25 protein-coding genes are annotated in these 23,340 nt (G+C 37.9%); 18 read left to right on the top strand and 7 right to left on the bottom strand.

Annotation, left to right across the window (positions count from 1 at the left end; genetic code table 11):
* Positions 1–369: 369 nt before the first annotated feature.
* Positions 370–1,065 (top strand): DUF6624 domain-containing protein, encoded by a 696-nt coding sequence (locus ACQ86H_RS20895; protein ID WP_431292366.1) that lies wholly within the window; start codon positions 370–372, stop codon positions 1,063–1,065.
* A gap of 386 nt (positions 1,066–1,451) precedes the next feature.
* Here ACQ86H_RS20895 and ACQ86H_RS20900 read toward each other — a convergent pair whose 3' ends face one another.
* Positions 1,452–1,904, bottom strand: coding sequence for a lipocalin family protein (locus ACQ86H_RS20900; protein WP_138820659.1), 453 nt, complete (start codon positions 1,902–1,904; stop codon positions 1,452–1,454).
* A 149-nt stretch (positions 1,905–2,053) separates the two neighbouring features.
* On the opposite strand from ACQ86H_RS20900, the gene ACQ86H_RS20905 reads away from it, so the two are divergent.
* From ACQ86H_RS20905 to ACQ86H_RS20960, 12 genes are all read left to right on the top strand, one after another.
* Complete coding sequence (locus tag ACQ86H_RS20905) at positions 2,054–2,992, top strand: malate dehydrogenase (protein WP_431292367.1); 939 nt, start codon at positions 2,054–2,056, stop codon at positions 2,990–2,992.
* 148 nt (positions 2,993–3,140) lie between these two features.
* Positions 3,141–3,947: an AraC family transcriptional regulator gene (locus tag ACQ86H_RS20910; RefSeq protein ID WP_210419446.1), complete on the top strand. Its 807-nt coding sequence runs from the start codon at positions 3,141–3,143 to the stop codon at positions 3,945–3,947.
* A gap of 72 nt (positions 3,948–4,019) precedes the next feature.
* Entirely contained in the window at positions 4,020–5,825 is a 1,806-nt protein-coding gene (locus ACQ86H_RS20915; protein ID WP_138820657.1) for a S41 family peptidase, read from the top strand.
* Between the two features lie 58 nt (positions 5,826–5,883).
* Positions 5,884–6,309 carry an aspartyl protease family protein gene (locus ACQ86H_RS20920; RefSeq protein WP_138820656.1) on the top strand — a complete coding sequence of 142 codons (426 nt, stop codon included), beginning with the start codon at positions 5,884–5,886 and terminating at the stop codon, positions 6,307–6,309.
* A 62-nt stretch (positions 6,310–6,371) separates the two neighbouring features.
* Positions 6,372–6,815 (top strand): hypothetical protein, encoded by a 444-nt coding sequence (locus ACQ86H_RS20925; RefSeq protein ID WP_138820655.1) that lies wholly within the window; start codon positions 6,372–6,374, stop codon positions 6,813–6,815.
* The gene (locus ACQ86H_RS20930) at positions 6,796–7,191 is read left to right on the top strand and encodes a group III truncated hemoglobin (protein WP_138820654.1); all 396 of its coding nucleotides are present in this window, start codon (positions 6,796–6,798) and stop codon (positions 7,189–7,191) included. The genes ACQ86H_RS20925 and ACQ86H_RS20930 overlap by 20 nt, the downstream gene beginning before the upstream one ends.
* A 64-nt stretch (positions 7,192–7,255) precedes the next feature.
* Positions 7,256–7,792, top strand: coding sequence for an SRPBCC family protein (locus ACQ86H_RS20935; protein WP_138820653.1), 537 nt, complete (start codon positions 7,256–7,258; stop codon positions 7,790–7,792).
* Positions 7,793–8,163: 371 nt separating this feature from the next.
* Positions 8,164–8,841 (top strand): response regulator transcription factor, encoded by a 678-nt coding sequence (locus ACQ86H_RS20940; RefSeq protein WP_138820652.1) that lies wholly within the window; start codon positions 8,164–8,166, stop codon positions 8,839–8,841.
* Positions 8,842–9,405: a hypothetical protein gene (locus ACQ86H_RS20945; RefSeq protein ID WP_431292368.1), complete on the top strand. Its 564-nt coding sequence runs from the start codon at positions 8,842–8,844 to the stop codon at positions 9,403–9,405.
* Between the two features lie 23 nt (positions 9,406–9,428).
* A complete protein-coding gene (locus tag ACQ86H_RS20950) occupies positions 9,429–10,193 on the top strand; it encodes a HAMP domain-containing sensor histidine kinase (protein WP_431292369.1) in 765 nt (254 codons plus the stop codon).
* 380 nt (positions 10,194–10,573) lie between these two features.
* The gene (locus tag ACQ86H_RS20955; RefSeq protein WP_138820650.1) at positions 10,574–11,071 is read left to right on the top strand and encodes a hypothetical protein; all 498 of its coding nucleotides are present in this window, start codon (positions 10,574–10,576) and stop codon (positions 11,069–11,071) included.
* 23 nt (positions 11,072–11,094) lie between these two features.
* Entirely contained in the window at positions 11,095–12,021 is a 927-nt protein-coding gene (locus ACQ86H_RS20960; RefSeq protein ID WP_138820649.1) for a bestrophin family protein, read from the top strand.
* 281 nt (positions 12,022–12,302) lie between these two features.
* Here the strand turns inward: ACQ86H_RS20960 and gyrB are convergent, their stop codons facing one another.
* Positions 12,303–14,261: a DNA topoisomerase (ATP-hydrolyzing) subunit B gene (gyrB, locus tag ACQ86H_RS20965; RefSeq protein ID WP_138820648.1), complete on the bottom strand. Its 1,959-nt coding sequence runs from the start codon at positions 14,259–14,261 to the stop codon at positions 12,303–12,305.
* 808 nt (positions 14,262–15,069) lie between these two features.
* Here gyrB and ACQ86H_RS20970 point away from each other — a divergent pair.
* Both ACQ86H_RS20970 and ACQ86H_RS20975 read left to right on the top strand, forming a co-directional pair.
* Positions 15,070–15,669: an OmpH family outer membrane protein gene (locus ACQ86H_RS20970; RefSeq protein ID WP_138820647.1), complete on the top strand. Its 600-nt coding sequence runs from the start codon at positions 15,070–15,072 to the stop codon at positions 15,667–15,669.
* A 103-nt stretch (positions 15,670–15,772) separates the two neighbouring features.
* Positions 15,773–16,249 carry a nucleoside deaminase gene (locus ACQ86H_RS20975; RefSeq protein ID WP_138820646.1) on the top strand — a complete coding sequence of 159 codons (477 nt, stop codon included), beginning with the start codon at positions 15,773–15,775 and terminating at the stop codon, positions 16,247–16,249.
* Positions 16,250–16,300: 51 nt separating this feature from the next.
* Here the strand turns inward: ACQ86H_RS20975 and ACQ86H_RS20980 are convergent, their stop codons facing one another.
* Both ACQ86H_RS20980 and ACQ86H_RS20985 read right to left on the bottom strand, forming a co-directional pair.
* Positions 16,301–18,055 carry a TlpA family protein disulfide reductase gene (locus ACQ86H_RS20980; protein WP_431292370.1) on the bottom strand — a complete coding sequence of 585 codons (1,755 nt, stop codon included), beginning with the start codon at positions 18,053–18,055 and terminating at the stop codon, positions 16,301–16,303.
* Positions 17,995–18,213, bottom strand: coding sequence for a hypothetical protein (locus ACQ86H_RS20985; protein ID WP_431292371.1), 219 nt, complete (start codon positions 18,211–18,213; stop codon positions 17,995–17,997). The genes ACQ86H_RS20980 and ACQ86H_RS20985 overlap by 61 nt, the downstream gene beginning before the upstream one ends.
* Positions 18,214–18,323: 110 nt before the next feature.
* Here ACQ86H_RS20985 and ACQ86H_RS20990 point away from each other — a divergent pair, with 110 nt between their 5' ends.
* Complete coding sequence (locus ACQ86H_RS20990; protein WP_138820846.1) at positions 18,324–19,097, top strand: EcsC family protein; 774 nt, start codon at positions 18,324–18,326, stop codon at positions 19,095–19,097.
* Here ACQ86H_RS20990 and ACQ86H_RS20995 read toward each other — a convergent pair whose 3' ends face one another.
* A complete protein-coding gene (locus ACQ86H_RS20995) occupies positions 19,098–19,496 on the bottom strand; it encodes an RNA-binding S4 domain-containing protein (protein ID WP_138820644.1) in 399 nt (132 codons plus the stop codon). It lies immediately after the preceding gene.
* 205 nt (positions 19,497–19,701) lie between these two features.
* Between ACQ86H_RS20995 and ACQ86H_RS21000 the strand changes: the two genes are divergently transcribed.
* Together ACQ86H_RS21000 and ACQ86H_RS21005 are read left to right on the top strand one after the other, a co-directional pair.
* On the top strand, positions 19,702–20,520 hold the full coding sequence (locus ACQ86H_RS21000) for a 2,3,4,5-tetrahydropyridine-2,6-dicarboxylate N-succinyltransferase (RefSeq protein ID WP_207908365.1): 819 nt from the start codon (positions 19,702–19,704) through the stop codon (positions 20,518–20,520).
* Between the two features lie 97 nt (positions 20,521–20,617).
* A complete protein-coding gene (locus ACQ86H_RS21005; protein WP_138820643.1) occupies positions 20,618–21,727 on the top strand; it encodes a glycosyltransferase family 4 protein in 1,110 nt (369 codons plus the stop codon).
* Between the two features lie 314 nt (positions 21,728–22,041).
* Here ACQ86H_RS21005 and ACQ86H_RS21010 read toward each other — a convergent pair whose 3' ends face one another.
* The gene (locus tag ACQ86H_RS21010; protein WP_138820642.1) at positions 22,042–22,599 is read right to left on the bottom strand and encodes a DUF4136 domain-containing protein; all 558 of its coding nucleotides are present in this window, start codon (positions 22,597–22,599) and stop codon (positions 22,042–22,044) included.
* A gap of 177 nt (positions 22,600–22,776) precedes the next feature.
* Positions 22,777–23,328 (bottom strand): DUF4136 domain-containing protein, encoded by a 552-nt coding sequence (locus tag ACQ86H_RS21015; protein WP_431292372.1) that lies wholly within the window; start codon positions 23,326–23,328, stop codon positions 22,777–22,779.
* Positions 23,329–23,340: the final 12 nt, after the last annotated feature.

A 23,340-nucleotide genomic window follows, 5' to 3' on the forward strand; every position in this document is an offset into this window, starting at 1 on the left:
CAGGCAACAAACCTCGCAGGTTTTAAAAACCCTGAGAAGTCTGGATGTTAAAAACAAATGACTTTTGTTTAATAAACCCGATAGCAGCGTAAAACCCGCAGGTGAGGAACGAGCCAAGGCTTTGAAGCGGATAGCGGAACTTTCATAACCTAAAAGCACCGAACCCGTCTCTTCTAAATAATATTAACCACCCAAGTCACCTGAGTGCATCTAAGTGCGCGGTTAATTAATCTAGTATTTAACGTCACCAATGGGGAAGATATGCTAACAGCTTGTTAAATTAAGTTAACCTTGCTTAACAAGAAAGATATCAATCAAAAAACTATTATTTTAGGAGTATACTATAAGTCAAAATTGCCAACATACGCCATGAAATTCATTTTACTTTCTATCTTCATCTTTGGAACCATCTCAATGGCATCTGCACAAAAGCAGATTAATATAGAATTAAAAAAGCAACTCGATTCTATTTTACAACTTGATCAAGGCATTAGAGAATTTGGAGATACCGAAACCTCTGAAAAAAGAAAAGACACTATTGCAGCATTATTTAATTATTCGAAAGAGGTACTTAAAAAAAGTCAATGGATGATAATGAAGGAAATGGATTCCATTCATCTTAAAAAAGTTGAAGCCATTGTTGCAAAGTATGGTTATCCAGGAAAAACACTTGTTGGCGAGCCAGCAAATACAGCAGTATTTTATGTAATACAGCATAATCCTGATATTATTTCAAAATATTACCCATTAATTGAAAAAGCGGGGAAAAGCGGAGAACTGCCTTTTAAATATGCCGCAATGATGTTAGACAGAAAATTGAGCAGCGAAGGGAAGGAACAGATTTATGGCACACAAGTTTATTCTCTGCAGATTGTTAACTCAAAAACAGGTAAAAAGGAGTTTTTCCAATATGTTATCCCTATCAAAGACGCTAAAAACGTAAACCAAAGACGTAAGAAAGCAGGTTTCGATACAACAGTTGAAGAGAACACCAGGCGATTTGGTTTTGTTTATAAAGCATATACGCCGGACGAGATCAAGAAAATCACAAAACCATCTAATTAAAGATGGGCCTTTTCAAAGTATTAGTACCGAACTCATCATCATTTTGACCTTTTTTATCCTCTTATTTTTTGGAAATGAGTGGTTCGGTTTTTCATGGCGGTATCCAGCCCCGCTTTCCGTTTTATTCCGATGAAGGATCGGAATGTTCACTACAATCGGGTTTATTTACAACAGATAGTAGCACAGTCGGCGCCACCTAAACCCGACCGTAGCGAGATGCCGATTTTTTCAATCGGCAGAAGCGGGGGCGGGACTGCAAAAACCCAAACGTTACTGTATCTGCTTTCCATGCCGAATTGATAAATCTTTTTAAAATAATGATGAGATTCTTCGCTGTGTTCAGAATGACAAGAGCTGTAAACTGAAAACCGCCAACTGAAAACTGTTTAAAAGTGCTCCTGACTCACCAACTCACTCACCTCGTATCCTTTCTGCCTGCACCTTTCTATAATATGCACCAATAAATCGGCTTCCATTTCAGGTTTACGGGCCATAATAAAGAGGTATTTTTCATCGGGATGCCCAACCACTACATAACTATAATCATCAGCCAGCTCTATAATCCAGTAACCGATTTTAAAAGGCCATAAAAACTGGGCTTTCATATCGCCATCAGCTTTTTCCTCGTCAAAAAACAGTTTCGAGGTGATCGATTTTTCTTCGGGTTTTCCATCTTTATGGTAGGTGGTGTACACATCAAAATGGTCGTCGTCCGCCAAAGTATAAGTCTCGGTGGTTTGTTTCCAATGTTTATCCATTAAGGTCGGGATAGAATATAATGAATACCATTTACCCTCAAAGGCTTTATAATCGATATTAGAAATGGGCTTGTTTTCCATAATTTGTTAGAACAAAAAAAACGCTGTTTAATACTTACTAAGTAAACCCTGATTAAATTATAAAGTTTTGAAAAGCATTTTTAAACCTTATATTTATTTCTACCTTCGATAGATATTTAACGATTGCAAACCACTAAAAATATAAATATATGAAAGTAACGGTTGTTGGCGCAGGCGCAGTTGGTGCCACTTGTGCAGATAATATTGCCCGCAAAGAATTAGCGAACGAACTTGTTTTATTGGATATTAAAGAAGGTTTTGCCGAAGGTAAAGCAATCGACATAATGCAAACTGCAACTCTTTTGGGCTTCGACACTAAAATTACAGGAGTAACTGCCGATTACAGCAAAACCGTTGGTTCTGATGTAGTGGTGATTACTTCGGGTTTGCCACGTAAACCGGGAATGACCCGCGAAGAACTGATCGGCATTAATGCAGGTATTGTGAAAGGCGTTGCCGAAAATATTTTAAAATTCTCTCCAGAGGCGATCTTTATCGTGATCAGTAATCCGATGGATACCATGACTTATCTCGCCTTAAAATCGTTAGGTTTACCTAAACACCGCATTATCGGTATGGGTGGAACCTTGGATAGTTCACGTTTCAAATTTTACTTATCGCAGGCTTTAAACTGCAACCCGAACGATTTACAGGGTTTTGTAATCGGTGGTCACGGTGATACAACCATGATTCCGCTAACCCGTTTAGCTACTTACCAAAGTTTACCGGTAAGCAATTTATTGGATAAAGTTACGCTTGATAAAGTTGCTGCTGATACCATGGTTGGTGGTGCTACTTTAACAGGTTTAATCGGAACTTCGGCATGGTATGCACCTGGAGCAGCCGGAGCAGCACTGGTTGAAGCCATTTTACGTGATGAGAAAAAACTATTTACCTGCTGTGTCTCGCTTGAAGGAGAATACGGACAGGAAGATATCTGCCTAGGCGTACCTGTAATTATCGGCCGCAACGGATGGGAAAAAATTATCGATTTCAAATTGACAGAAGATGAGCAGGCCGCATTTAACAAAAGTGCCGATGCAGTAAGAAATATGAACAGTGTACTGGCAGAAATGAAGCTGGTTTAAAATTATTGAATCGTCATTTCGAGCGGAGTGCAACGAAGCCGGGAAATCTAACTACAGAAATCCGTCTAGATAGATCTTTCCATTCTACTGCGTTTCAGTCGAGATGACGATTCTATCTTAAACCCCTTCATTTTAAACAATTTAAACATTGAATATCAAAGGTGTAGATAACATACCGGCTGATACACACAACATCAGCACCTACCATAAAATACCCATTTTGGATGGTCTGGAATTGCTAAATGCTAAAAAACACACCATCGATTTCCCTTTTCACACACATAACAACTTTAATATTACACTAATTTTAAATCAGACTTTTTGTACGAAACTTAACGATAAATTTTTACAGGCACCAATTGGTACATTGTCGATCACCAATCCGCACGAAGTACATGCAACTCCCTGCGATAATAAACTGGGCAATTCTTTCTTCACTTTCTACGTTTCGCCCGATGTACTCAAGAGCTTAAACAAAGGCCATAATGTTTTTTTTGAGGATAAGATCATCTACGATCACGACCTTTTCAACACTTTCTATTATTTATCCATGCATTTTAACAATCCAGAGGTTAACCTCGAAAAGGAACTCCTTCGTGTTTTAGAAAAACTGGTTGCGCGTTATGCGATAAGCTTGCATTTTGAATATAAAAAAACAGCGCTGTTTCAAAGTTTCATCAGCGAAAACCTGATGGAGAAGTTTTCTTTAACGGATACGGCTAAGCATTTTGGATTGGATAAATATAAATTCCTGCGTTTATTTAAACACGAAACGGGTTTAACGCCCAACAATTACATCCTTTTACAGCGGATAGAAAAATGTAAAAAACTCATCACCAAAGAAACAGATTTGATGGATGTTGCCTTCGAAACGGGCTTTTATGATGTGGCACACCTATCACGGCACTTCAAACGCTTTACTGGTGTAACACCTTCCGAGTATAAAAGGGCTTAAACCAGCAATTGCAATATCGTACAACAGCTTCAGGCATTTAAGCTTTACTTTTGCTATCACAATCAAACACAAATGAAAAAAGATAGCATCGCCATCCTTGTATTTTTAGTTTTTGGTCTTTCCGCAAATGCGCAGATTGGCAAAAACCTGATTCCCCTTAAGGTAGACAAAGTAACAGCCGATTTAACTTTAAAACAGGGCGAAGAAACCACATTTAGCTTCCTGCTGAAGAAAGATTTTTATTATTCGATAATTGTTGAACAAAAAGGGATTGATGTTACCATCCGCTTAAAAAATCATAATGGAAAAACCATACAGGATGTAGATTCGCCAAATGGCAGGTTCGGCAGCGAAAAAATCGTTTTCTCACCCGATAGCACGGCTAATTTCACCCTCTCGGTTAAACCCTTAGCTGATACAACTAATGCAAAGGAAGGCAATTATTCGGTTTTGGTTCAAAGTCCGCCCAAAAACTTAAAACAGTTAAGTTACAAAGGCCTCGAGCAAGATTTTAATATCCTGAAAAACGCTTTTATAGAAACACATGTTGGCCTGTGGTACAATACCTATACCCAATTCGACAGTCTCTGCAAGGTGCAAAAAAGCAAGATAAGGGATAAAATGACCGCTTTGGATTTTTACCAGCTTGTCGCTCCTGTGGTTACCTATACCAAAGAAGGCCACAGCGCAATCCAGCCTTCTGAGGAAACGAATAATTACATCAGGCAAAACGGCAGGTATTTCCCTTTTTTAGTAAAGATTGTAGATAAAAAGGTTTATATCCTGAATGATCTGGATAATTATAAAGCCAAAGGAATGCTGATTTCCAAAATCAACAGAAATAGTATTGAAAGCATCATGCAACAGTTTCTAAACATAGAACCAGCCGATGGTTACAATACCACAAGCAAATACCACTGGATAGAAACAGCCTTCTCCAAATATTACCTCCGTTTTTTCGAACAACAGCCCAATGCATTTAATCTCGAACTGATCAACCCCAAAACCAGCGAAAAGATTATCTATAACCAGGTACCGGCATTGAGTTTTAAACAATATGGAAAATTTGTATCAAAAGAAACAAAATCTATCCCCAATTACAGCTATAAAGAGCCTGCCACATTAAAGATCGATACACTGAATAGCGCAGCAATGCTAACGGTAAATACATTTTCGACCAGTAATTACAAAAACGGGAGAAAGGGTTTTAAGGAATTTCTGGCGAAGGGTTTCCAAAACATTGCAGATCACAAAATACAGCATCTTGTTGTCGATATCAGGAAAAACGAAGGTGGTGCACAAGGCATGGAAGATCACCTGATGTCATACCTGATCGATAAAGAATATCCTAAATATAAATATGCAGAAATTCCATCCTTTACCTATTCGTTTCTCGATTATACCGAATATCACGATAAAAATTCGCGGGATGATTTCGAGAAAGAGTTGAGGGGCGAATTTTACCGTAGCAATGATGGACGCTATCTGGACATACCTGGAAAATATAAAAGTGATACTCCACAGGTAAATCATTTTAAAGGGGATGTATACATCCTTATCGGTGGTTTATCTTTTTCGGGTGGTTCGGAGTTTGCTGCATTGGCGAAAAACTACACTAAAGCACATTTTATAGGTGAAGAAACAGGTGGTGGCTATTACGGTAACACCAGTGGCTATTTTATCCATTATACTTTGCCCACCTCCAAATTAACGGGCCGTATTCCGCTCATTAAGTTTGTTGTTGAAGAAAAGCAAAATGGGATCCCCTTCGGTCATGGTGTAATGCCAGATTACGAAGTTCAGCCCAAAATTGAAGAATATTTAAACGGTTACGACACTGAAATGGAATTTGTTAAAAAACTCATCAAAAACAAATAACCAACTTCTGACATGGTTTTCGGGTAATTAGTCTATTTTAGGGAGATAAACATTTGCTATGAAAGCCATCTCTATCCCTTTAAAACTGATCAACCTACAGGATGACGGCTTCCACCTTTTAATGGAAGTTATTCTTTTTAAGGAAAAACACCTTGCTGTTGTGGATACCGGTGCATCGCGGAGCGTGTTCGATAAATCATTAATCGAACAACACTTATCCGAAACGCTTCAGGTATCAGATGAGATTAATGCGGCTACACTTTTTACTACTACAACCACCATCCAGGCCACTATACCCGAAGTGAAAATCGGCACCTTAAAAATCAAAGCCTACGAAACTGTTGCTTTCGACCTGCAATCGGTTAGCGACACCTACCAACAGTTCGGCCACCCGCCCATTATGGGCATTATTGGTGGCGATATTTTAATGCAGTACAAAGCGATTATCGATTATAATAAACTTCAATTGCGGCTTTACAGGTAAAAAATCCCATTTTGTGACGCTAATCATTTCTGAAGTGTCACTTTAACTGATATTTGCAATCCATGAAAAAGTTAATTGGAATTTTCTGCATTATTTTCTGGGCAGGACTTCTCGCCGGAATTAGTTTTTTGGAAGCTCCATTAAAATTCCAGGCTCCAGGGATCACAGTTACACTTGGTTTAGGCATCGGTCAATTGGTTTTCCAGGCACTTAATAAAATTGAGATCGTATTGCTGGTAGTCATTTTAGCTTGCTCACTACCAGCCCCTTTAAACAACATAAAGAGCATTTTACTTTTCCTGGTTACCATTCTTTTAATGGTGGATACATTTTGGTTATTGCCTTTACTTGATGAAAGGGCCAAGATGGTTTTAACAGGCCATGCTCCGGCCAAAAGCTACCATCATATTGTGTACATCATTATTGATATGGTGAAGTTTCTATCCCTGGTTATTGTCGGTTTTTTAAATTTAAAATCATTGCACAATGAAAAAAGACATACATAACAGGGAAGATATCATCCTCCTGGTCAATACCTTTTATGGGATGGTACAGGAGAATAATAAAATAGGGCCGATATTTACCGAGGTTGCAAAAGTAGACTGGTCACACCACCTTCCAAAAATGTATGATTTCTGGGAAAGTATCCTTTTTGGCAAAGCCATTTATAAAGGCAACCCGATGCTGGTTCATTTCGCATTGAATAATAAAAGCCCCCTGCAAACAGCAGAATTTGAAACCTGGAAGACCATATTCTTCCATACGGTCGACGATCTTTTTGAGGGCGAAAATGCAGAACTGATCAAACAAAAATCTCAATCTATTGCTGATTTAATGCATTTTAAAATCAATTCTCCCCAGTCGAAAATCAAAATCGTGTAAGAAAATTTTGTTTTGATTTACCCTGGTTTCTTCATAAATTTAAGTAACCAAACTTAAATCAATTATGAAATTCCTGCAAATCTTACTTAGCATTATTGTCGTTTTGGCAATAATCATTATTGGGGGTAGTTTTTTTCTACCAAAAAGTTACACTGTTAATCGGACAATAACAATTCTTGCTCCAGACAGTGTTATTTATAAAAACATTGCCGATTATAATGAATTCTACAAGTGGAATGCCTGGTCAAAAATGGATCCACAAGCTAAGATAACAATTACGGGAATTGCAGCTCAGCCTGGTCACCTTTATCAATGGAATGGAGAAAAAAACGGCACCGGACAAATGCTAATTAACAAGGTAGAGGCAAATAAGATGGTTGATATGGAATTAAAGTTTATCAAGCCTATGGAAAGCACTGCAGATACCCGTTTCGACATAGAAAAAGCCGGAAACGGAAATAAAGTAACCTGGACAATGAGCGGAGAAAGCAAGGGAATAATCAATAAATGGTTTGGCTTATTTATGGATAAAATGATCGGAAAAGATTTTGAAGATGGGTTAAAATCCCTGAAAGAAAAGTCAGAGAAAGGGGTTAATTAAAAGTCATTCTGAGGAATAATTTATTTCATAAAAGCCATGATAGCGGCAATCAATCTATATGCAAAAATGCGCTCAAGTTACCGTCATTTCGAGCGGAGTGCAACGAAGTCGAGAAATCCTAACCGATCTTTCCATTACGCTTCGCTGTGTCGAGCTGAAGTCGGCTAGAGAAAAGCTTCGCGTCCTCTCTGCCTTTCCTCTGTTACCTCTGTGGTTAAAAACATTAATAGCCTCTCTCTTCGGGAGGCTTTCTGCTTCAATTTGCAATAATTCAAACAATTGTGTCGGCTTTGCGTTAAAAAACATTAAAAATCGACTAACTACCTATTAAGATTTTGTAATTCCCTATTTTTTAGATTACTTGCCAGCAAATGAATTTATTACTAGTAGAAGATGAACCGAGCGTTGTATCTGTAATTTCGAGAGGTTTAACTGATGAGGGATTTACCGTGAGTATTTCTCCAGATGGTTTAATCGGGAAACAGATGGCTTTAGAAAATCAGTTCGATCTGATTATTCTCGATATCATGCTACCTGGAATAAATGGATTGGAACTTTGCAAAATCATTAAAGAACGAAAACCAAATACGCCCATTATTATGCTTACGGCTTTGGGTACTACCGAAAATGTAGTAAACGGACTTGATAATGGTGCAGATGATTACTTAATAAAGCCTTTTAAATTTGCTGAGCTTTTTGCGCGGATCAGAATGCTATTGAGGCGATATCATGGCTCGGCTTCACAAGATCACATTATTTCTGTAGGAGACCTCCAGATTAATTTAAGTGCAAAAACGGTAAAACGAAACCAACAGGAAATTGTACTTACCGCAACAGAATACCGGTTACTCGAATACATGGCCAAAAACAAATCTAAAATTTTATCCAGAATAGACATCTTAGAAAACGTTTGGGATATCGATTTTAACCTTGGCACTAATGTGGTTGATGTTTATGTTAATTATCTTCGCAAAAAAATAGATAAAAATGCCGATCAAAAGCTTATCCATACTGCCGTAGGCTTAGGTTATATATTAAGAGAAAAATAAATGGAGATAGCAAAAAAAATCACTTTACTCTTTGCCATTTTATCGGCAATTATTATATCCCTATTAAGTGGTTTTGTTTGGTATTTCTCTAACGACTTCGCCTTTGAAGATTTTTATAAACGCCTGGAGGCCAGAGTTAACATTGCCGCTCAGATTAAACTATACGAAGATGACAACAATAAGGTTTATGCGAAAATGCGGAATAGATACCTGGAGCGTTTGCCATCTGAAAAAGAGTATATCATTGAAGCAGGCAAACCAACCAATAAGGTAGACCGCGAATTACCTGCAAGTTTTTATAATCGGATACAAGCCGGTTATGTAGCCCGATACCGCACCGAAAATCACTTCTATGCCGGTAAATTCTTTAAAAATTCGAATGGAGGATATATCGTTATTGTTTCTGCAAATGATCCTGTTGGTTTCCGCGAGTTAAAAGACCTGCAAAGAATTTTAATTATTGGCTTTTTTCTTTCTGTAATACTATCATTTGTAGTGGGATGGAAATTTTCCAATTACATGTTAATGCCACTTCGAAACATCATTAAAAGTGTAAAAAAATAAAGGCCGAAAATTTACACTTAAGGTTGGATGTTAAAAAAGGAAATGATGAAATGTCGCAGTTGGCCCAAACCTTCAATAATATGCTCAACCGTTTGGAAACCGCTTTCGAAACGCAGAATAATTTTATCAGTAATGCCTCACACGAGCTGAGAACACCTTTAACCATCATTAGTGGAGAGGTAGAACTGGCCATGAAAACCATAGAAGATAAGGCTAAACAGGAAAAAGCATTATCGAAAATTAAAGATGAGGCAGAAAGGCTGGAACATATCTTAACCAGTTTATTAGGCCTGGCACAATCGGGTTTCAACGGGAAAAACCAGCCCTGGGAAGAAGTAAGAATGGACGAACTGTTATGGGAAATTAAAGATTCGGTAAACCAGGTACATCCTAACAGTAAAATAGAGATCGATTTCAGCAAACTTCCCGACGACGAGGAACTGCTTTCGCTCAGGGTAAATAAGAACCTGATGAAACTGGCCATCAGTAATATTGTAAGCAACGCCTGCAAATATTCTAATGAGAATCTGGTGAGCATTAGTATAGAAAGTAATGCTAATATGCTTTCTATTGCTGTAACCGATAGAGGTATTGGTATTCCACAAACCGATATTCAGCACATATTTGAACCTTTCTACCGGGCATCGAACACTTCTGATTTTAAAGGTTATGGCGTTGGTTTACCACTTTCACTTAATATCATCCGTTTGCACAGAGGCAGTATCGCCATTAAATCACAAGTAGGAATTGGTTCAGAAATAAAGGTTTTATTACCGACGAAAAGTTAGTTCATTTTAATGGTTCATTAGTTCATTGGCCATTTGTAAACTAGTTCATGGTTGATAGCTTAGTTTTCAATTGCCATTGCTTATTGGATGGTCATTACTTTACCCTTTCACCCTACATTCTTTGATCATTAAGAAATTAAGAACATTAAGGTTTTTTTGTTCTCTCAGACTTAAATAATTTATCAATCGAGCAATCAACAATTAAAGATCACTTGCAACTCTATCACACAAATGAACTATTGAAAAGTGAACCAATAAACTGGTAACTCCAAAAAGGAGTACGTTCTAATCTCATTCTAATCTTACTCTTATTTCGCTATAATAACATCACACTAAACTTGTATAAATAATATTTCAATTCATTTAAACAAGATATAGCGATGAAAACAGTATTAGTTCCGACCGACTTTAAATTAGATAGCATTAAAATTATTGATGCGCTGGTTCAACATCAAAAAAATGAAAGTTTGAATATCATTTTTGTACACGCCTTTAAATTATCAGATTCGATCACTGATATGTTAATGTTGAGTCGCCGCAGCCGCGATTATGAAAATGTGAGCGACGAATTTTATCAGCAGATGAATCAAGCCAAAACAAAGTATCCTACTCAGATCAATACAATCGGGATCGAATATTTTTACGGAAGTACAGTAGCAGCTTTCAAAAACTTTATCGAAGCTTTTGATATAGAATGCATTGCCTATTTAAAAGAATACAATTTTACGCCAATCAACAAATATAGCATCGATCCTAAAATATTAACGGAACGTGCAGGCTGCACAGTAATTCAATTAAACGCATTGACAGTTCATGCCAGCGAAAACTTAATTGACACAAAAATACACGAAACGCAGTTGCAAGAAGCAAATTCTTAATTATCACCTTCAAACTTTATATTATGCTATTACGAAATAATATTCCGCTCACTTATATATTCGGAAAGATCAAAAAAGAACTCCTGTTTGTTATTGGTTACTCTATAGGTATTGTGGTATTGTATGAGAACTTTCACGTTACCCGCATTTCCATTCCTGTTGCTGTACCAGCTTTACTGGGAACAATCATTTCGCTTCTATTGGCATTTCGGTCTAACCAGGCATACGATAGATGGTGGGAGGCAAGGATTCTTTGGGGCGCCATAGTTAACGATTCGAGAACGCTTTCCCGCCAGATATTGTCTTTCGTTGAAAATCCTTATGGATTGGATGAAATTGAGGAATTTAAGGCCCGTTTTATTAAAAGACAGATTGCCTGGTGTTATGCTTTAAGTCAATCGCTCAGGGGGTTTAATGCACGGAAAGGCCTTGAAGAATACCTTAATGCAGATGAAATCGCTTTTATCAAAAAACGTAAAAATGTAACCGCCACCATATTGGAGTTACACGCCATGGATTTAAAAAGGGCATTACAGGAAGGCTGGATCAATAAATACCAGCAGATAGAAATAGACAAAACGATAACAGGTTTATGTAACCACATGGGTGGATCCGAAAGAATTAAAAACACCGTTTTCCCCGTTACGTATAGCAAATATATCAATATGTCTATCCATTTATTCATCGTATTGTTGCCTTTCGGATTGATCGAATACTTTGGTTACATGGAAGTTCCTTTAGTCGTTGCTATTGCAGCATTCTTTTTATTGGTGGAAAAAATGGCCGTTCATCTTCAGGATCCCTTCGAGAATAAACCTACGGATACCCCAACTACAACCATCTGCAGAACTATTGAACGCGATCTTTGCCAGATGTTAGACGATAATAAAATATATGAGGACAAACCTCAAACAGAACTGGCTCCGGTTGGCTCATATTACATTTTGTAATTACCGCAAAGCCTAAAAATAAATCTCATTGTTGAGATGGTTAGTTAATACCATTAGCTTTCTTTTTGGATAAAAAGAATCGATGGTTCATAGTGTATAAATAAAATAAAAGCCATTCATTTTTTTTGAATGGCTTTGTTTATTAAGCGATTAATAGTTTGTAGCGCAAACATTATAGGATGATTTAGTGTCTCGAGATAATTAATATAACACAAAAAAGCCCTCTTCAACTTAAGTCGAAGAGGGTTCGTATATTAATTCCCGTTTAGGAGATTTAGGGGTTAAGCATCAATCTTCGCATATTTTGCATTACGCTCAATAAACTCCCTGCGTGGAGCAACTTCATCGCCCATTAACATAGAGAAAGTATGATCGCACTCTGCAGCACTTTCGATAGTAGCTTGTAATAAAGTACGTGTTGCAGGATTTAAAGTAGTTTCCCACAATTGTTCTGCGTTCATCTCACCTAAACCTTTATAACGCTGAATATGTACACTATCTTCTTTACCTGCACCTTTTAAACGCTGTACAGCCGCATCGCGCTGAACGTCATTCCAGCAATATTCAAATTCTTTACCTTTTTTGACCTGATAAAGTGGTGGCGAAGCAATATAAACATAACCTGCTTCGATTAACGCTCTCATGTAACGGTAAAAGAAAGTTAAGATCAAAGTGGTAATGTGTGAACCATCGATATCCGCATCCGTCATGATTACAATCTTGTGGTAACGCAGTTTAGTTAAGTTTAATGCTTTATTATCCTCTGGTGTACCAATGCTTACCCCAATGGCTGTAAACATGTTTTTGATCTCGTCATTTTCGTAAATTTTGTGCTCCATCGCTTTCTCTACGTTCAGGATTTTACCTTTTAAAGGCAAAATGGCCTGAATGTTCCGATCGCGACCTTGTTTAGCGGTACCACCCGCCGAGTCACCCTCTACCAGATAAATCTCGCATCTTTCGGGATCACTGTCAGAACAATCTGCAAGCTTACCCGGTAAACCCGAACCACCCATTACACTCTTACGCTGCACCATTTCACGGGCTTTACGGGCCGCAGCACGCGCTGTAGCCGCTAAGATTACCTTATTGATAATCATTTTAGCCTCTTTCGGGTTTTCTTCCAGATAATTACCCAACGCCTCTCCCACTGCAACATCAACAGATCCCATTACCTCACTGTTACCCAGTTTGGTTTTGGTTTGTCCTTCAAATTGCGGTTCCTGTACTTTTACCGAAACTACTGCGGTTAATCCTTCCCTGAAGTCATCACCGGTAATTTCCATTTTTACGTTCTTTAATAAACCTTCCTTATCGGCATAGTTTTTTAAAGTACGGGTTAAACCCCTGCGGAAACCGGCAATGTGTGTACCGCCCTCGTGGGTATTGATGTTGTTTACATAAGAGTGCACATTTTCAGAATAACTATCATTATACTGGAAAGCCAGCTCAACCGGAACACCATTTTTAATACCTTCAATATAAATCGGCTCGGCCAGAATAGAAGTACGGGTATCATCTAAAAAGGCTACAAACTCTTTTAAACCACCTTCTGAATGAAAAGTTTCCGAAAAATAAGAACCGTCATCCAGTTTCTCACGCTCATCAGTTAACGTTAATTTAATCCCCTTATTTAAGAAAGATAACTCGCGCAAACGGCCAGCTAAAGTATCGTATTTGTATTCGGTAGTTTGGGTGAAAATCGTTTCATCCGGAGTGAATGTTACAATCGTACCACGTTTATCGGTAGTTCCAACTTCTTTAACATCATACTGCGGAACGCCAATTTTATATTCCTGCATCCAGATCTTGCCTTCGCGGTGCACTTCTGCTTTTAAATCGGTAGATAATGCGTTAACGCAACTTACCCCCACCCCGTGCAAACCACCCGAAACCTTATAAGTATCTTTATCAAATTTACCACCGGCGTGTAAAACTGTCATTACGATTTCAAGCGCCGATTTGTTTTCTTTTTTATTGATCCCGGTCGGAATACCACGACCATTATCTTCAACCCTGATAGAGTTACCCTCTAAAATGCGAACGTCGATGGTATCTGCATGACCGGCCAAAGCCTCATCAATAGAGTTATCCACAACCTCGTAAACCAAATGGTGTAAACCTTTAACACCAGTATCACCTATATACATTGAAGGGCGCTTACGCACCGCTTCTAAACCTTCTAAAACCTGTATATTATCTGCCGAATAATTTGACTTTAAATCCTGTTCTTCGCTCATATTTTAATTAAAAACAATAAGTATCAAAAATACGGAAATTTTGGCATTTAAACTAATATGTGGATAAGTTTTGAGCTGTTAAGAGATTACTGTTAAAGCGATTAAAACTGGTTTAAATCAGGTTTTGGAAAGCAAAACCTGCATTCCAACCTATGTCTCCTCCCACTTTTAATTATAAGTCCCGCAGAAGAAGCACGAGATTTTCATTTCAATTGGGTTTGGTGGGCAAATGGTACAGGATATTAACGAATTAACCATCAAACGTCCCTAAAAACGTTGTCATTAAGTTAAGGGTTTTAACCACAGATGTACACAGATAAACACAGATTTTTATATCTGTCTGAATCCTTTTTATCTGTGGTTAAATATGTTACCTGCGCAGATGAATTAACTTAATGACAAGCCACAGCGGATATTTTTTTAAAAAAACTAATACTTGCCTGCCGTCCCGTTAGGGACGGTTCATAGGTAGCTAATTGTTTAATTGGCGTTTTCGTTCCGTAGGAACGTTTGGTGTTTTAAAATTTGCTATTGCCTCCCTGCAGCCCCAAATAGTAGTACCTGCCATGCCACCTAAACCCGATGGAAGCGGGCATGAAATAAAGCGGACAGCGGGGCAAACAGCCGTTTGAAACACAGGCTTTGCTTTTCAAATAACCTCTATCAGATTGAGTGGCAAGCGTTCAGTAAATTAAATGATTTACGTACTGCGCTAAATGCAAAAGTACCCTTGTAGCGCAATAGCCGTTTCTTTAAATTGCATATCAAAACTAATTTATATAAGTTTGCTAAAATTTATTAAACAAGAATGGAAAGAAGAACCTTTAAAACCTTTGGTTTACTTGCAACAGCAACTTTGATAACTGCTTTCTCTGCATGCCAGAACAAAGACACTAAAACTACTGAAACTAAAAAAACAGAGGGTACTACTGCAGCGGTTTCTCCAACTGAGAAAATTGTGTATGTAAACTCCGACTCGTTACTTACAAAATATGAATACTTCAAAGATCTTAAAGTGAAATTTGAAGGCAAGAGCAAAAATGCACAGGCAGACATGCAGGCTAAAGGTCAGGCTTTCCAAAGAGAGGTAGCACAATACCAACAATCGGCACAAACTTTATCTGCTGATCAACGTAAAAGCACTGAAGAGCGTTTAGCACGTAAGCAACAGGAATTGCAAACTTATCAACAAAATGCCGGTGGTGCTTTACAGAATGAGCAAGCTGCTGAAAACGAAAAATTGTATGATAAAGTTGCAGAATATTTAAAAGGTTACGCTAAAGGAAAGGGTTATAAAATGGTTTTAACTTATTCAAAAGGTAACAGCGCTATTTTATTTGCTGATGAAAGTTTAGATGTTACTTCGGAAGTAATTAAAGGCTTAAACGCAGAATACAGCAAAAAATAAGTTAAAAAGATATTTAAACCAGAATGCCCCGCATAAATCGGGGCATTTTTTTTGTGCTGTTATTTTAGAATTTTAACGACAGTGGAACTAATCAGGATATAAAATGGAGAATCAACATCAGGAATATATGCAGATGGCAATAGACCTATCTGTACAGAATGTAAGCGAAAGTATTGGCGGGCCTTTTGGCGCTGTGGTGGTGAAAGATGGCAAGTTGATTGCTAAATCGGCCAATAAGGTAACTTCAACCAACGATCCTACGGCACATGCCGAGGTTTCGGCCATTCGGTTAGCTTGTACCGAATTGAATACATTCGATTTAAGTGGCTGTGTAATTTATACCAGTTGCGAACCTTGCCCTATGTGTTTGGGTGCTATTTATTGGGCAAAAATTGATACCATTTATTATGCAAATACCAAGGCAGATGCCGAAAACATTGGTTTTAGTGATAAGTTTATTTATGAAGAATTAGATAAACCGATGGAAAAAAGAAGCCTTCCGGTAATCCAACTGATGCGGGATGAAGCTTTGTCGGCTTTTAAGCTATGGGAAACTTCTGCAATGCGGGTAGATTATTAAACGAAAAAAGGTGCCGATAATTCAGCACCTTTTGTTGTTAAATTGAGGCGTTTATTTACCCGATTCTTTAGAAGCCAGTAATCCGACCATGGCATCTATTTCTTTCACCACACCATCATCAGAGCCTGAGAAACCAACGGCTTTAAACCTGATATTACCATCACCATCTATCACAAATTTGGTAGGGATTCCATCAACCCTATAGGCACTTACCACATCAAATTTTGAGGGGTCTTTTGCGTTTTTAGTATCATAAAGCACGTTAAAATTATATTTCTTTTCGGCAATAAAATCGGTAACCACTTTTTCCCTGTTTTCTTCATTTTGCCAGGTGTTTACAAACAAGAATACTACATTGGGATTACCTGAATATTTCACCATGGCTTTTTGCATCCCCGGAAAAGAAGCTACACAAGGGCCGCACCAGGTTGCCCAATAATCTAAAATTACAATCTTCCCTTTTAAACTGGCTAAGCTTACCTTTTCCCCTTTAAGATTGGTTAAAGAAAACGCAGGCGCAGGGATACTGATCATTTTTTTGGTCCACTCCGCTCTTTCTTTTTCCAGTGCTGCTTTTTCTAAGTTGGCAATATAGGTTTCGTAAGTTCCTTCTTTCTTTAGTGAAGTGTAAAGCGTTTTGAAAATTGTTTTCAAAGAGTCAGTAGCTTTCCCTTCTTTTATGATCTTTTCGGCTTCAGCATAGGCTTTATCTTTATTACCCGTTAAATTTAAATACATGATGTACCGTTCGTTTCCACTAGCATCATTATAAGCCTTAGCTTTTTCCTGATAAGCCAATGCTTCCTTGTTATTACCCTGATGATGCAGTAATAGTGCATAAGTATCGGCATACATGGCATAAGCCCGATCAAGCGATTTTATGTACTCATCTTTTGAAGAAAAATAAACTGGTACTTCACTATTTTTAGCCTCTTCTATTAAATCGAGCGATTTTTTAGAGAGTTGTGTTGCTAGTTCCAGGTTTTCTTTTTTCTCAGCCAACGGCCAGGCAAAAGAATTATACAAATTAGCCTTGGTTTGTTTATTAGTTACTTTACCAGCATAAAGTTCAAATTTATCGGCATTTTTTGCCTGTATACTTGCGTTTGCCAAAATGCCATAAATTGAATTTAACTTATCGGCATCTGCTTTTTTGCTAGCATCGAATTTGAATTTGGCAATCATGCCTGCTGCTTTTTTCTCCTGTGTTTCAAAATCTTTTGTACCGTATAGCGCATTCATATCGTCTCCCCAGGCATAATTTCCTGTCGGATATTTTTTCAAAAGAATTATTTTTACCGAGTCTGCCTGAGCTTTTTTCTTTAACAATGAATACAGTCCAATAACAGTGCTTAAATCTTCTTCTTTAGGTTCTTTTAATTTAGATAAGGCCAAAATATTCTCGTTGATGAGCTTTGTTCCCTTATCTTTATCTGCTTTATACTCAAGCGAAAGATATTGTTGCAGGTTTTTCTTTTTCAGCGCTGGCTTTAAGGCGAATGCCTGATTATATAAAGTAACTGCTTTTTCTGGATCGATGGTAAGCCCAAGATAATAATTTCCGGCCAATCCGTATAAAAAGGCTTCATTAAGATAAGCTTCAGCAGGTACTTTTCCACCTTTGGTAAATTCAATAACATAACCAGCAGGCGTTTCATCTTTCTGATCGCCAACCGAAAAAGCAAGTCCAACCAAGGTAACGCTATCCGGGGTTGAAATTTCTCCTTTATAAATCGCCCCTTCTTTTACCAGTTCAATTTTGGTGTTTTTTGGATTGGATTTCGAAAAAAAGTATAACTGGTACATTTTACATCGGTCAGGTTTTCCAGATTGGTTCCTTTTGGATCGTAGGTAAATTTAACGGTACTTCCTGCCGCAGGTTGGTCAGCAGAAAACTTTACCCCTTGAGCATTAGCAGCTCCCGCAGCCAACAGCAGTAAACAGAACAATTTTAAGGTTTTCATAATGAAAGAATTAAGTTTTAATTAGGTAAACTAAATATATAGTTTATTTATCTTTTTTCATAGTTAATTTGTGTTAAAATTTAAGGAATAATTATTGTAGGATAATGAACATGACCTACGAACATAAGATAAATAGTGAACTGGATTTCTGGAAATTTAAAATCTTACAAAAACCTTCACTTTTGAGTAAGGTGACGGATAAAGTGCAGAAAAAAATAAATAGCTATATTCCCGACAAGGTCCATAATGCCATTACGACAGCAATTAAACAAATGGTTAAGGCCGCTCTTTTTGGCTCTACATTTACCACTGCGAGGCCCATCACAGATTTAACATTAATGCACCGCGAAGCATCGGCGAAGCAAAAAATTGATAGCTACAAAAAAACGGGTGCTGCAGAAGGTGGAATTACGGGTGCTGGCGGTTTTTTAATGAGCCTGGCAGATTTCCCTTTACTGCTGGGCATAAAAATGAAGATGCTTTTTGATATTGCCGCGGTTTACGGCTATGATGTGAAAGATTACCGCGAGCGTTTATACATTTTACACATTTTTCAACTGGCCTTTTCGAGCAAGGAAGAAAGTCAGAATGTGTTTTTTAAAATGCAGGATTGGGATGATAAAGCCCATCAGTTACCCACCAATATCGATGAATTTGACTGGCTCACTTTCCAACAACAATACCGCGATTACATCGATTTGGCAAAACTTGCCCAAATGTTACCTTTTGTTGGTGCAGCGGTAGGAGCTGTTGCCAACTATAAACTGATCGAAAAATTGGGTAAAACTGCCATGATGAGTTATAGAATGAGGTATTTCAGTTTACAGTACGCAGTTATCAGTTCGCAAGAAACTGAAAACCGTAAATTGAAAACTGAGAACTAACTACTCTTCTTCGAACATCCCGCCTATCAGGTCATCCGTTTCACGTCTGTCTTTCTTAGTTGGGCGTCCTGTACCCCTATCGCGTTTTAAGCTTGGTGCATGAAACATTGATTTAAAAGCATGGGTTTCTTCAACAGGCGTTAGATCTTTATATTTAGTTAAGGCCGTTGGCGAATCAGTTCTGTTGTATGAAAGCTCGACTACCTCAATGATTTTCTTCTCGATTCCTTTCGATACCTGATAAACATCACCAACTTTTACGATGGCCGAAGGTTTAATATTCTGCCCTTTCAACTTCACCCTTCCAGCTTTACAGGCATCAGTAGCAAGGCTCCGGGTTTTAAACAACCTGATGGCCCATAAATATTTATCTATCCTAAGTTTTTCTGTCTCCGTCATAAAGGTTCAAAAGTAAATAATTGTTAAATTGTTTTATTGCTTAATTGTTAAATCATTCTAATCATTTTAAACCCGTTAAGGCTGGCAATCTGAACAATCGAACAATTCAACAATCTTTTGCACTCACCTAACTACAAAACAATTTAAACAATTAACCCTTTAATAAACAAAAATTGATTTATTTTGCGTAAAATTTAAAAACATCATGTATTCAGATTTAAAGAAATTAATTGAAGCCGCTTGGGAAGACAGAACCCTTTTACAATATAGCAACTACTGCGAAGCCATCGAAACCGTAATTCAGGGTTTAGATAAAGGCGAAATCCGTGTTGCTGAACCAGTTTTAAACTCCTGGGGCATTAATGAATGGGTAAAAAAGGCGGTAATTTTATATTTCCCGATCCGTGAGATGAAGGAAATTAAAAGCGGTCCGTTTGTTTACCATGATAAAATGGAATTAAAAACTGATTATAAAGCAACTGGTGTACGTGTTGTGCCTATGGCAAGCGCACGTTACGGTTCGTTTTTAGCAAAAGGTGTAATCATGATGCCATCTTATGTAAACATTGGTGCTTATGTTGATGAAGGTACCATGGTTGATACCTGGGCTACTGTAGGTTCATGCGCACAGATTGGTAAACGCGTTCACTTAAGTGGTGGTGTGGGTATTGGTGGTGTTTTAGAGCCGGTACAAGCTGCTCCGGTAATTATCGAAGATGATGCCTTTTTAGGTTCAAGAGCAATTGTTGTAGAAGGTGTTAAAGTAGAAAGAGAAGCGGTACTCGGTGCCAATGTGGTATTAACGGCATCGACTAAAATTATCGATGTAACCGGCCCAACTCCGGTAGAATATAAGGGTGTTGTTCCTGCACGTTCAGTAGTAATTCCTGGTAGTTACACTAAGAAATTCCCGGCCGGCGAATTTCAGGTGCCTTGCGCTTTAATTATCGGAAAACGTAAAGAAAGTACAGATAAGAAAACTTCGCTTAACGATGCGTTGAGAGAAAATAATGTAGCAGTATAACCCCAAACCCCTAAAGGGGCTTTTAGCAGACCAAAAATGCTTAGCTCGAATAAAACATTTACGCATACTACTCCCCCTTTAGGGGGATGGGGGAAGTATGCGTATAGGATACGATGGCAAACGTGCGGCCAACAATTTAACCGGATTGGGCAATTACAGCCGGTCTTTAATTGAACATATAGCAGACCAGTATCCTGAACACGAGTATCTCGTTTATACTCCAAAAGTAAAAGCGGCCAAACAGATTGGTTCATTTTTTGAAAAAGATAACATCAAACTTAAACTCCCTAAAAACGGCTCTTTTTTATGGAGAACCTTAAATATCCTAAAAGATTTAAATCAGGACGGCTGCCAGATTTTTCATGGCCTGAGTCACGAAATCCCATTAGCCATACAGCATACCAGGATTAAATCGATTGTTACCATACACGATCTGATTTTTCTGCGTTTTCCTCAATACTATAAATTTATTGACCGGGAATTATACGGATGGAAAAGCAAATCGGCCTGTAAACGTGCCAATAAAATTATCGCCATCAGCGAAAAAACAAAAGAAGACATTATTGATTTATACGGGATCAGTCCTGAAAAAATTGAAGTGATTTACCAAAGCTGTGATGATAGTTTTAAAACAGCTTTTACCACAGCAACCTTAAGCCGTATCAAGGCAACCTATAAACTCCCTGCAAAATACATCCTGAACGTTGGCACCATCGAGGAGCGCAAAAACCTCAAATTGGCTGTACAGGCTTTAAAAGAGGTTAGTGAGGAATATAAACTCGTAGTAATAGGCAAACAAACGGCTTATTTTAAAACCGTAGAAAAAGAAATCGAAAAGCTTGGATTAAAGAACAGGATCGTATTTCTAAAAAATATTCCATTTGCCGATCTGCCCGGCATTTACCAGATGGCCAGTGTTTTCGTTTATCCTTCATTTTACGAAGGTTTTGGCATCCCCATTATAGAGGCTTTATATTCAGGTGTTCCGGTGGTTGCGGCAACAGGTTCATGCCTGGAAGAAGCTGGCGGACCATATAGCTTATACGTTTCGCCAAACGATGCCGAAGGACTCGCAAAAGCAATTAACCAAATTCTGGAAAGTCCTCAGCTGCAAAAAAAGATGAAGGAAAAAGGATTGGAATTTGTTCAAAAATTCAACAGCAATTTGGTTACGCAGCAATTAATGAATTGCTACTTATCTCTTTAATAATCCTTAAATTACGTTCATAATAGCTTAACGCATAATGAATGTGTAACTTATTTAGATCGATTTTCAGAAATTTAGTTTTAATATTTGAAAAGCAAGGTTAGTGCTGCTGTTAAATGTTAGTCCTGCCAATGCTGCAAGTCCTCATCCGATGAAGGATCTGATTCCGGGCTTTCCGCGAATGTCAGGTTTAAATTTGGACAGCCTGTAGTAGTAATTAAAAAATACAAGCTAAAAAGCAACAAAAGAAAAAGGGCCTGAACTTATTTAAAAATTCAACAGCCCTCTTGTTAGCTTAATTTAACATTTACACCTTATTTAGCCGCAGTAACTGTTGGTGGGTATTGTGCCAATATTTCTTTTACACCGGTGTATAAACGTTGTTCTCTTTTATTAAAGTTATCGAGGTTAAAACCTGATCCCTGTCCGTGCCAGAATAAAATCTTTTTAGCCGGATCAAGAAAATCGATGATAATGGTACCATCAATATATTGATTCACATAGGTTCCGCCTCCGCCCCAGAAAGGATTTCCCCAGCCTCCACGCCAGCCCCAACCCCAGCCACCATAATAACCCGGGCCATACACGTCAGTTTTTTCCCGGGCAACCACCACCAAATTAACCAATAAATCCGGACGATCTGATTTTGTAAATCCTTTTGCATTCATTTCAGATTCAACCGCAGCCATTAATCTGCGCTTGTCCAAATTGTTAAGCTTAACCCTTGCAATGCCCTTATCGTAAAAATTGTAAGTTTTGTAACCGCTTAAATCAACATTTTTATCATAATCTGATGCGGTGCGGAGTGTTGTACATCCTGCTAATGCCAATACAACTGTAAAAAGCATTAATAATTTTTGTGCTGTTCTCATTTTGTGCGCTGTTGTATAAATAACCTGACATAAATATAACGATATTGTAAACCAAATGGCAAATCATTTAACATTTTTTACAATCAGATTGTTATCTGTAAAACGATTTCTATTTGATTATGTTTTGATGTTATATCACTCAGACTAAATATTTTACAATTGGATTAAATGGATAAATCAATAAATTGGCGGGTATTCCGATAAGATCTGTTTTACTGCCAGTTTTATTCTTTCCTCCCTGTTTTCATAATCATCAAAATTAAAGCCCGATCCTACCCCGTGCCACATAATTGCTTTGGTTTCGGGATTCAAAAAATCAATGATAATGGTACCCGTTTGATATTGTTTGCTGCTGTTGAGCGGTCCGAATTGCGAATCTCTCCATTGGTACGAAGATGAAACTGCATCCCATTGATAACCGCCTCCACTATAACCCCAATCTGCCCTCGCATTAATGCTGCTCAAAATCACTACATTAACCAAAAAATCTGGTTGGCCAGCTTTAGTAAAGCCCTTTTTAGCCAGGGCAGTTTCAAGGGCATCTAACATCCTGGGCTTGTCGAGGTTGTTTAATTCTAAATGTTCAATTCCTTTTTCGAAGTAAGCAAAGGATTTTAACTTAGAAAAATCGATCTTTTTGTCGTAATCTGATGCCGTAAGCACGGCAATACAACTGGTAAATGCCATTACAATAGTAAACAGCATACCCCATTTAAGTGTGTGTTTCATTTTATGTTTTAT

This window comes from Pedobacter sp. P26, from assembly GCF_050632135.1.
Lineage (GTDB): Bacteria > Bacteroidota > Bacteroidia > Sphingobacteriales > Sphingobacteriaceae > Pedobacter.

Excerpts from the sequence above, each read along its gene's own strand:
- ACQ86H_RS20915 (WP_138820657.1), top strand. The coding sequence starts at position 4,020 with ATGAAAAAAGATAGCATCGCCATCCTTGTATTTTTAGTTTTTGGTCTT.
- ACQ86H_RS20980 (WP_431292370.1), bottom strand. The coding sequence starts at position 18,055 with ATGTACCAGTTATACTTTTTTTCGAAATCCAATCCAAAAAACACCAAA.
- ACQ86H_RS20940 (WP_138820652.1), top strand. The coding sequence starts at position 8,164 with ATGAATTTATTACTAGTAGAAGATGAACCGAGCGTTGTATCTGTAATT.
- ACQ86H_RS20955 (WP_138820650.1), top strand. The coding sequence starts at position 10,574 with ATGAAAACAGTATTAGTTCCGACCGACTTTAAATTAGATAGCATTAAA.
- ACQ86H_RS20930 (WP_138820654.1), top strand. The coding sequence starts at position 6,796 with ATGAAAAAAGACATACATAACAGGGAAGATATCATCCTCCTGGTCAAT.
- ACQ86H_RS20905 (WP_431292367.1), top strand. The coding sequence starts at position 2,054 with ATGAAAGTAACGGTTGTTGGCGCAGGCGCAGTTGGTGCCACTTGTGCA.
- ACQ86H_RS20975 (WP_138820646.1), top strand. The coding sequence starts at position 15,773 with ATGGAGAATCAACATCAGGAATATATGCAGATGGCAATAGACCTATCT.
- ACQ86H_RS20935 (WP_138820653.1), top strand. The coding sequence starts at position 7,256 with ATGAAATTCCTGCAAATCTTACTTAGCATTATTGTCGTTTTGGCAATA.
- ACQ86H_RS20970 (WP_138820647.1), top strand. The coding sequence starts at position 15,070 with ATGGAAAGAAGAACCTTTAAAACCTTTGGTTTACTTGCAACAGCAACT.
- ACQ86H_RS21010 (WP_138820642.1), bottom strand. The coding sequence starts at position 22,599 with ATGAGAACAGCACAAAAATTATTAATGCTTTTTACAGTTGTATTGGCA.
- ACQ86H_RS20945 (WP_431292368.1), top strand. The coding sequence starts at position 8,842 with ATGGAGATAGCAAAAAAAATCACTTTACTCTTTGCCATTTTATCGGCA.
- ACQ86H_RS20985 (WP_431292371.1), bottom strand. The coding sequence starts at position 18,213 with ATGAAAACCTTAAAATTGTTCTGTTTACTGCTGTTGGCTGCGGGAGCT.
- ACQ86H_RS20995 (WP_138820644.1), bottom strand. The coding sequence starts at position 19,496 with ATGACGGAGACAGAAAAACTTAGGATAGATAAATATTTATGGGCCATC.
- ACQ86H_RS20895 (WP_431292366.1), top strand. The coding sequence starts at position 370 with ATGAAATTCATTTTACTTTCTATCTTCATCTTTGGAACCATCTCAATG.
- gyrB (WP_138820648.1), bottom strand. The coding sequence starts at position 14,261 with ATGAGCGAAGAACAGGATTTAAAGTCAAATTATTCGGCAGATAATATA.
- ACQ86H_RS20990 (WP_138820846.1), top strand. The coding sequence starts at position 18,324 with ATGACCTACGAACATAAGATAAATAGTGAACTGGATTTCTGGAAATTT.
- ACQ86H_RS20925 (WP_138820655.1), top strand. The coding sequence starts at position 6,372 with ATGAAAAAGTTAATTGGAATTTTCTGCATTATTTTCTGGGCAGGACTT.
- ACQ86H_RS21015 (WP_431292372.1), bottom strand. The coding sequence starts at position 23,328 with ATGAAACACACACTTAAATGGGGTATGCTGTTTACTATTGTAATGGCA.
- ACQ86H_RS20900 (WP_138820659.1), bottom strand. The coding sequence starts at position 1,904 with ATGGAAAACAAGCCCATTTCTAATATCGATTATAAAGCCTTTGAGGGT.
- ACQ86H_RS20960 (WP_138820649.1), top strand. The coding sequence starts at position 11,095 with ATGCTATTACGAAATAATATTCCGCTCACTTATATATTCGGAAAGATC.
- ACQ86H_RS21000 (WP_207908365.1), top strand. The coding sequence starts at position 19,702 with ATGTATTCAGATTTAAAGAAATTAATTGAAGCCGCTTGGGAAGACAGA.
- ACQ86H_RS21005 (WP_138820643.1), top strand. The coding sequence starts at position 20,618 with ATGCGTATAGGATACGATGGCAAACGTGCGGCCAACAATTTAACCGGA.
- ACQ86H_RS20920 (WP_138820656.1), top strand. The coding sequence starts at position 5,884 with ATGAAAGCCATCTCTATCCCTTTAAAACTGATCAACCTACAGGATGAC.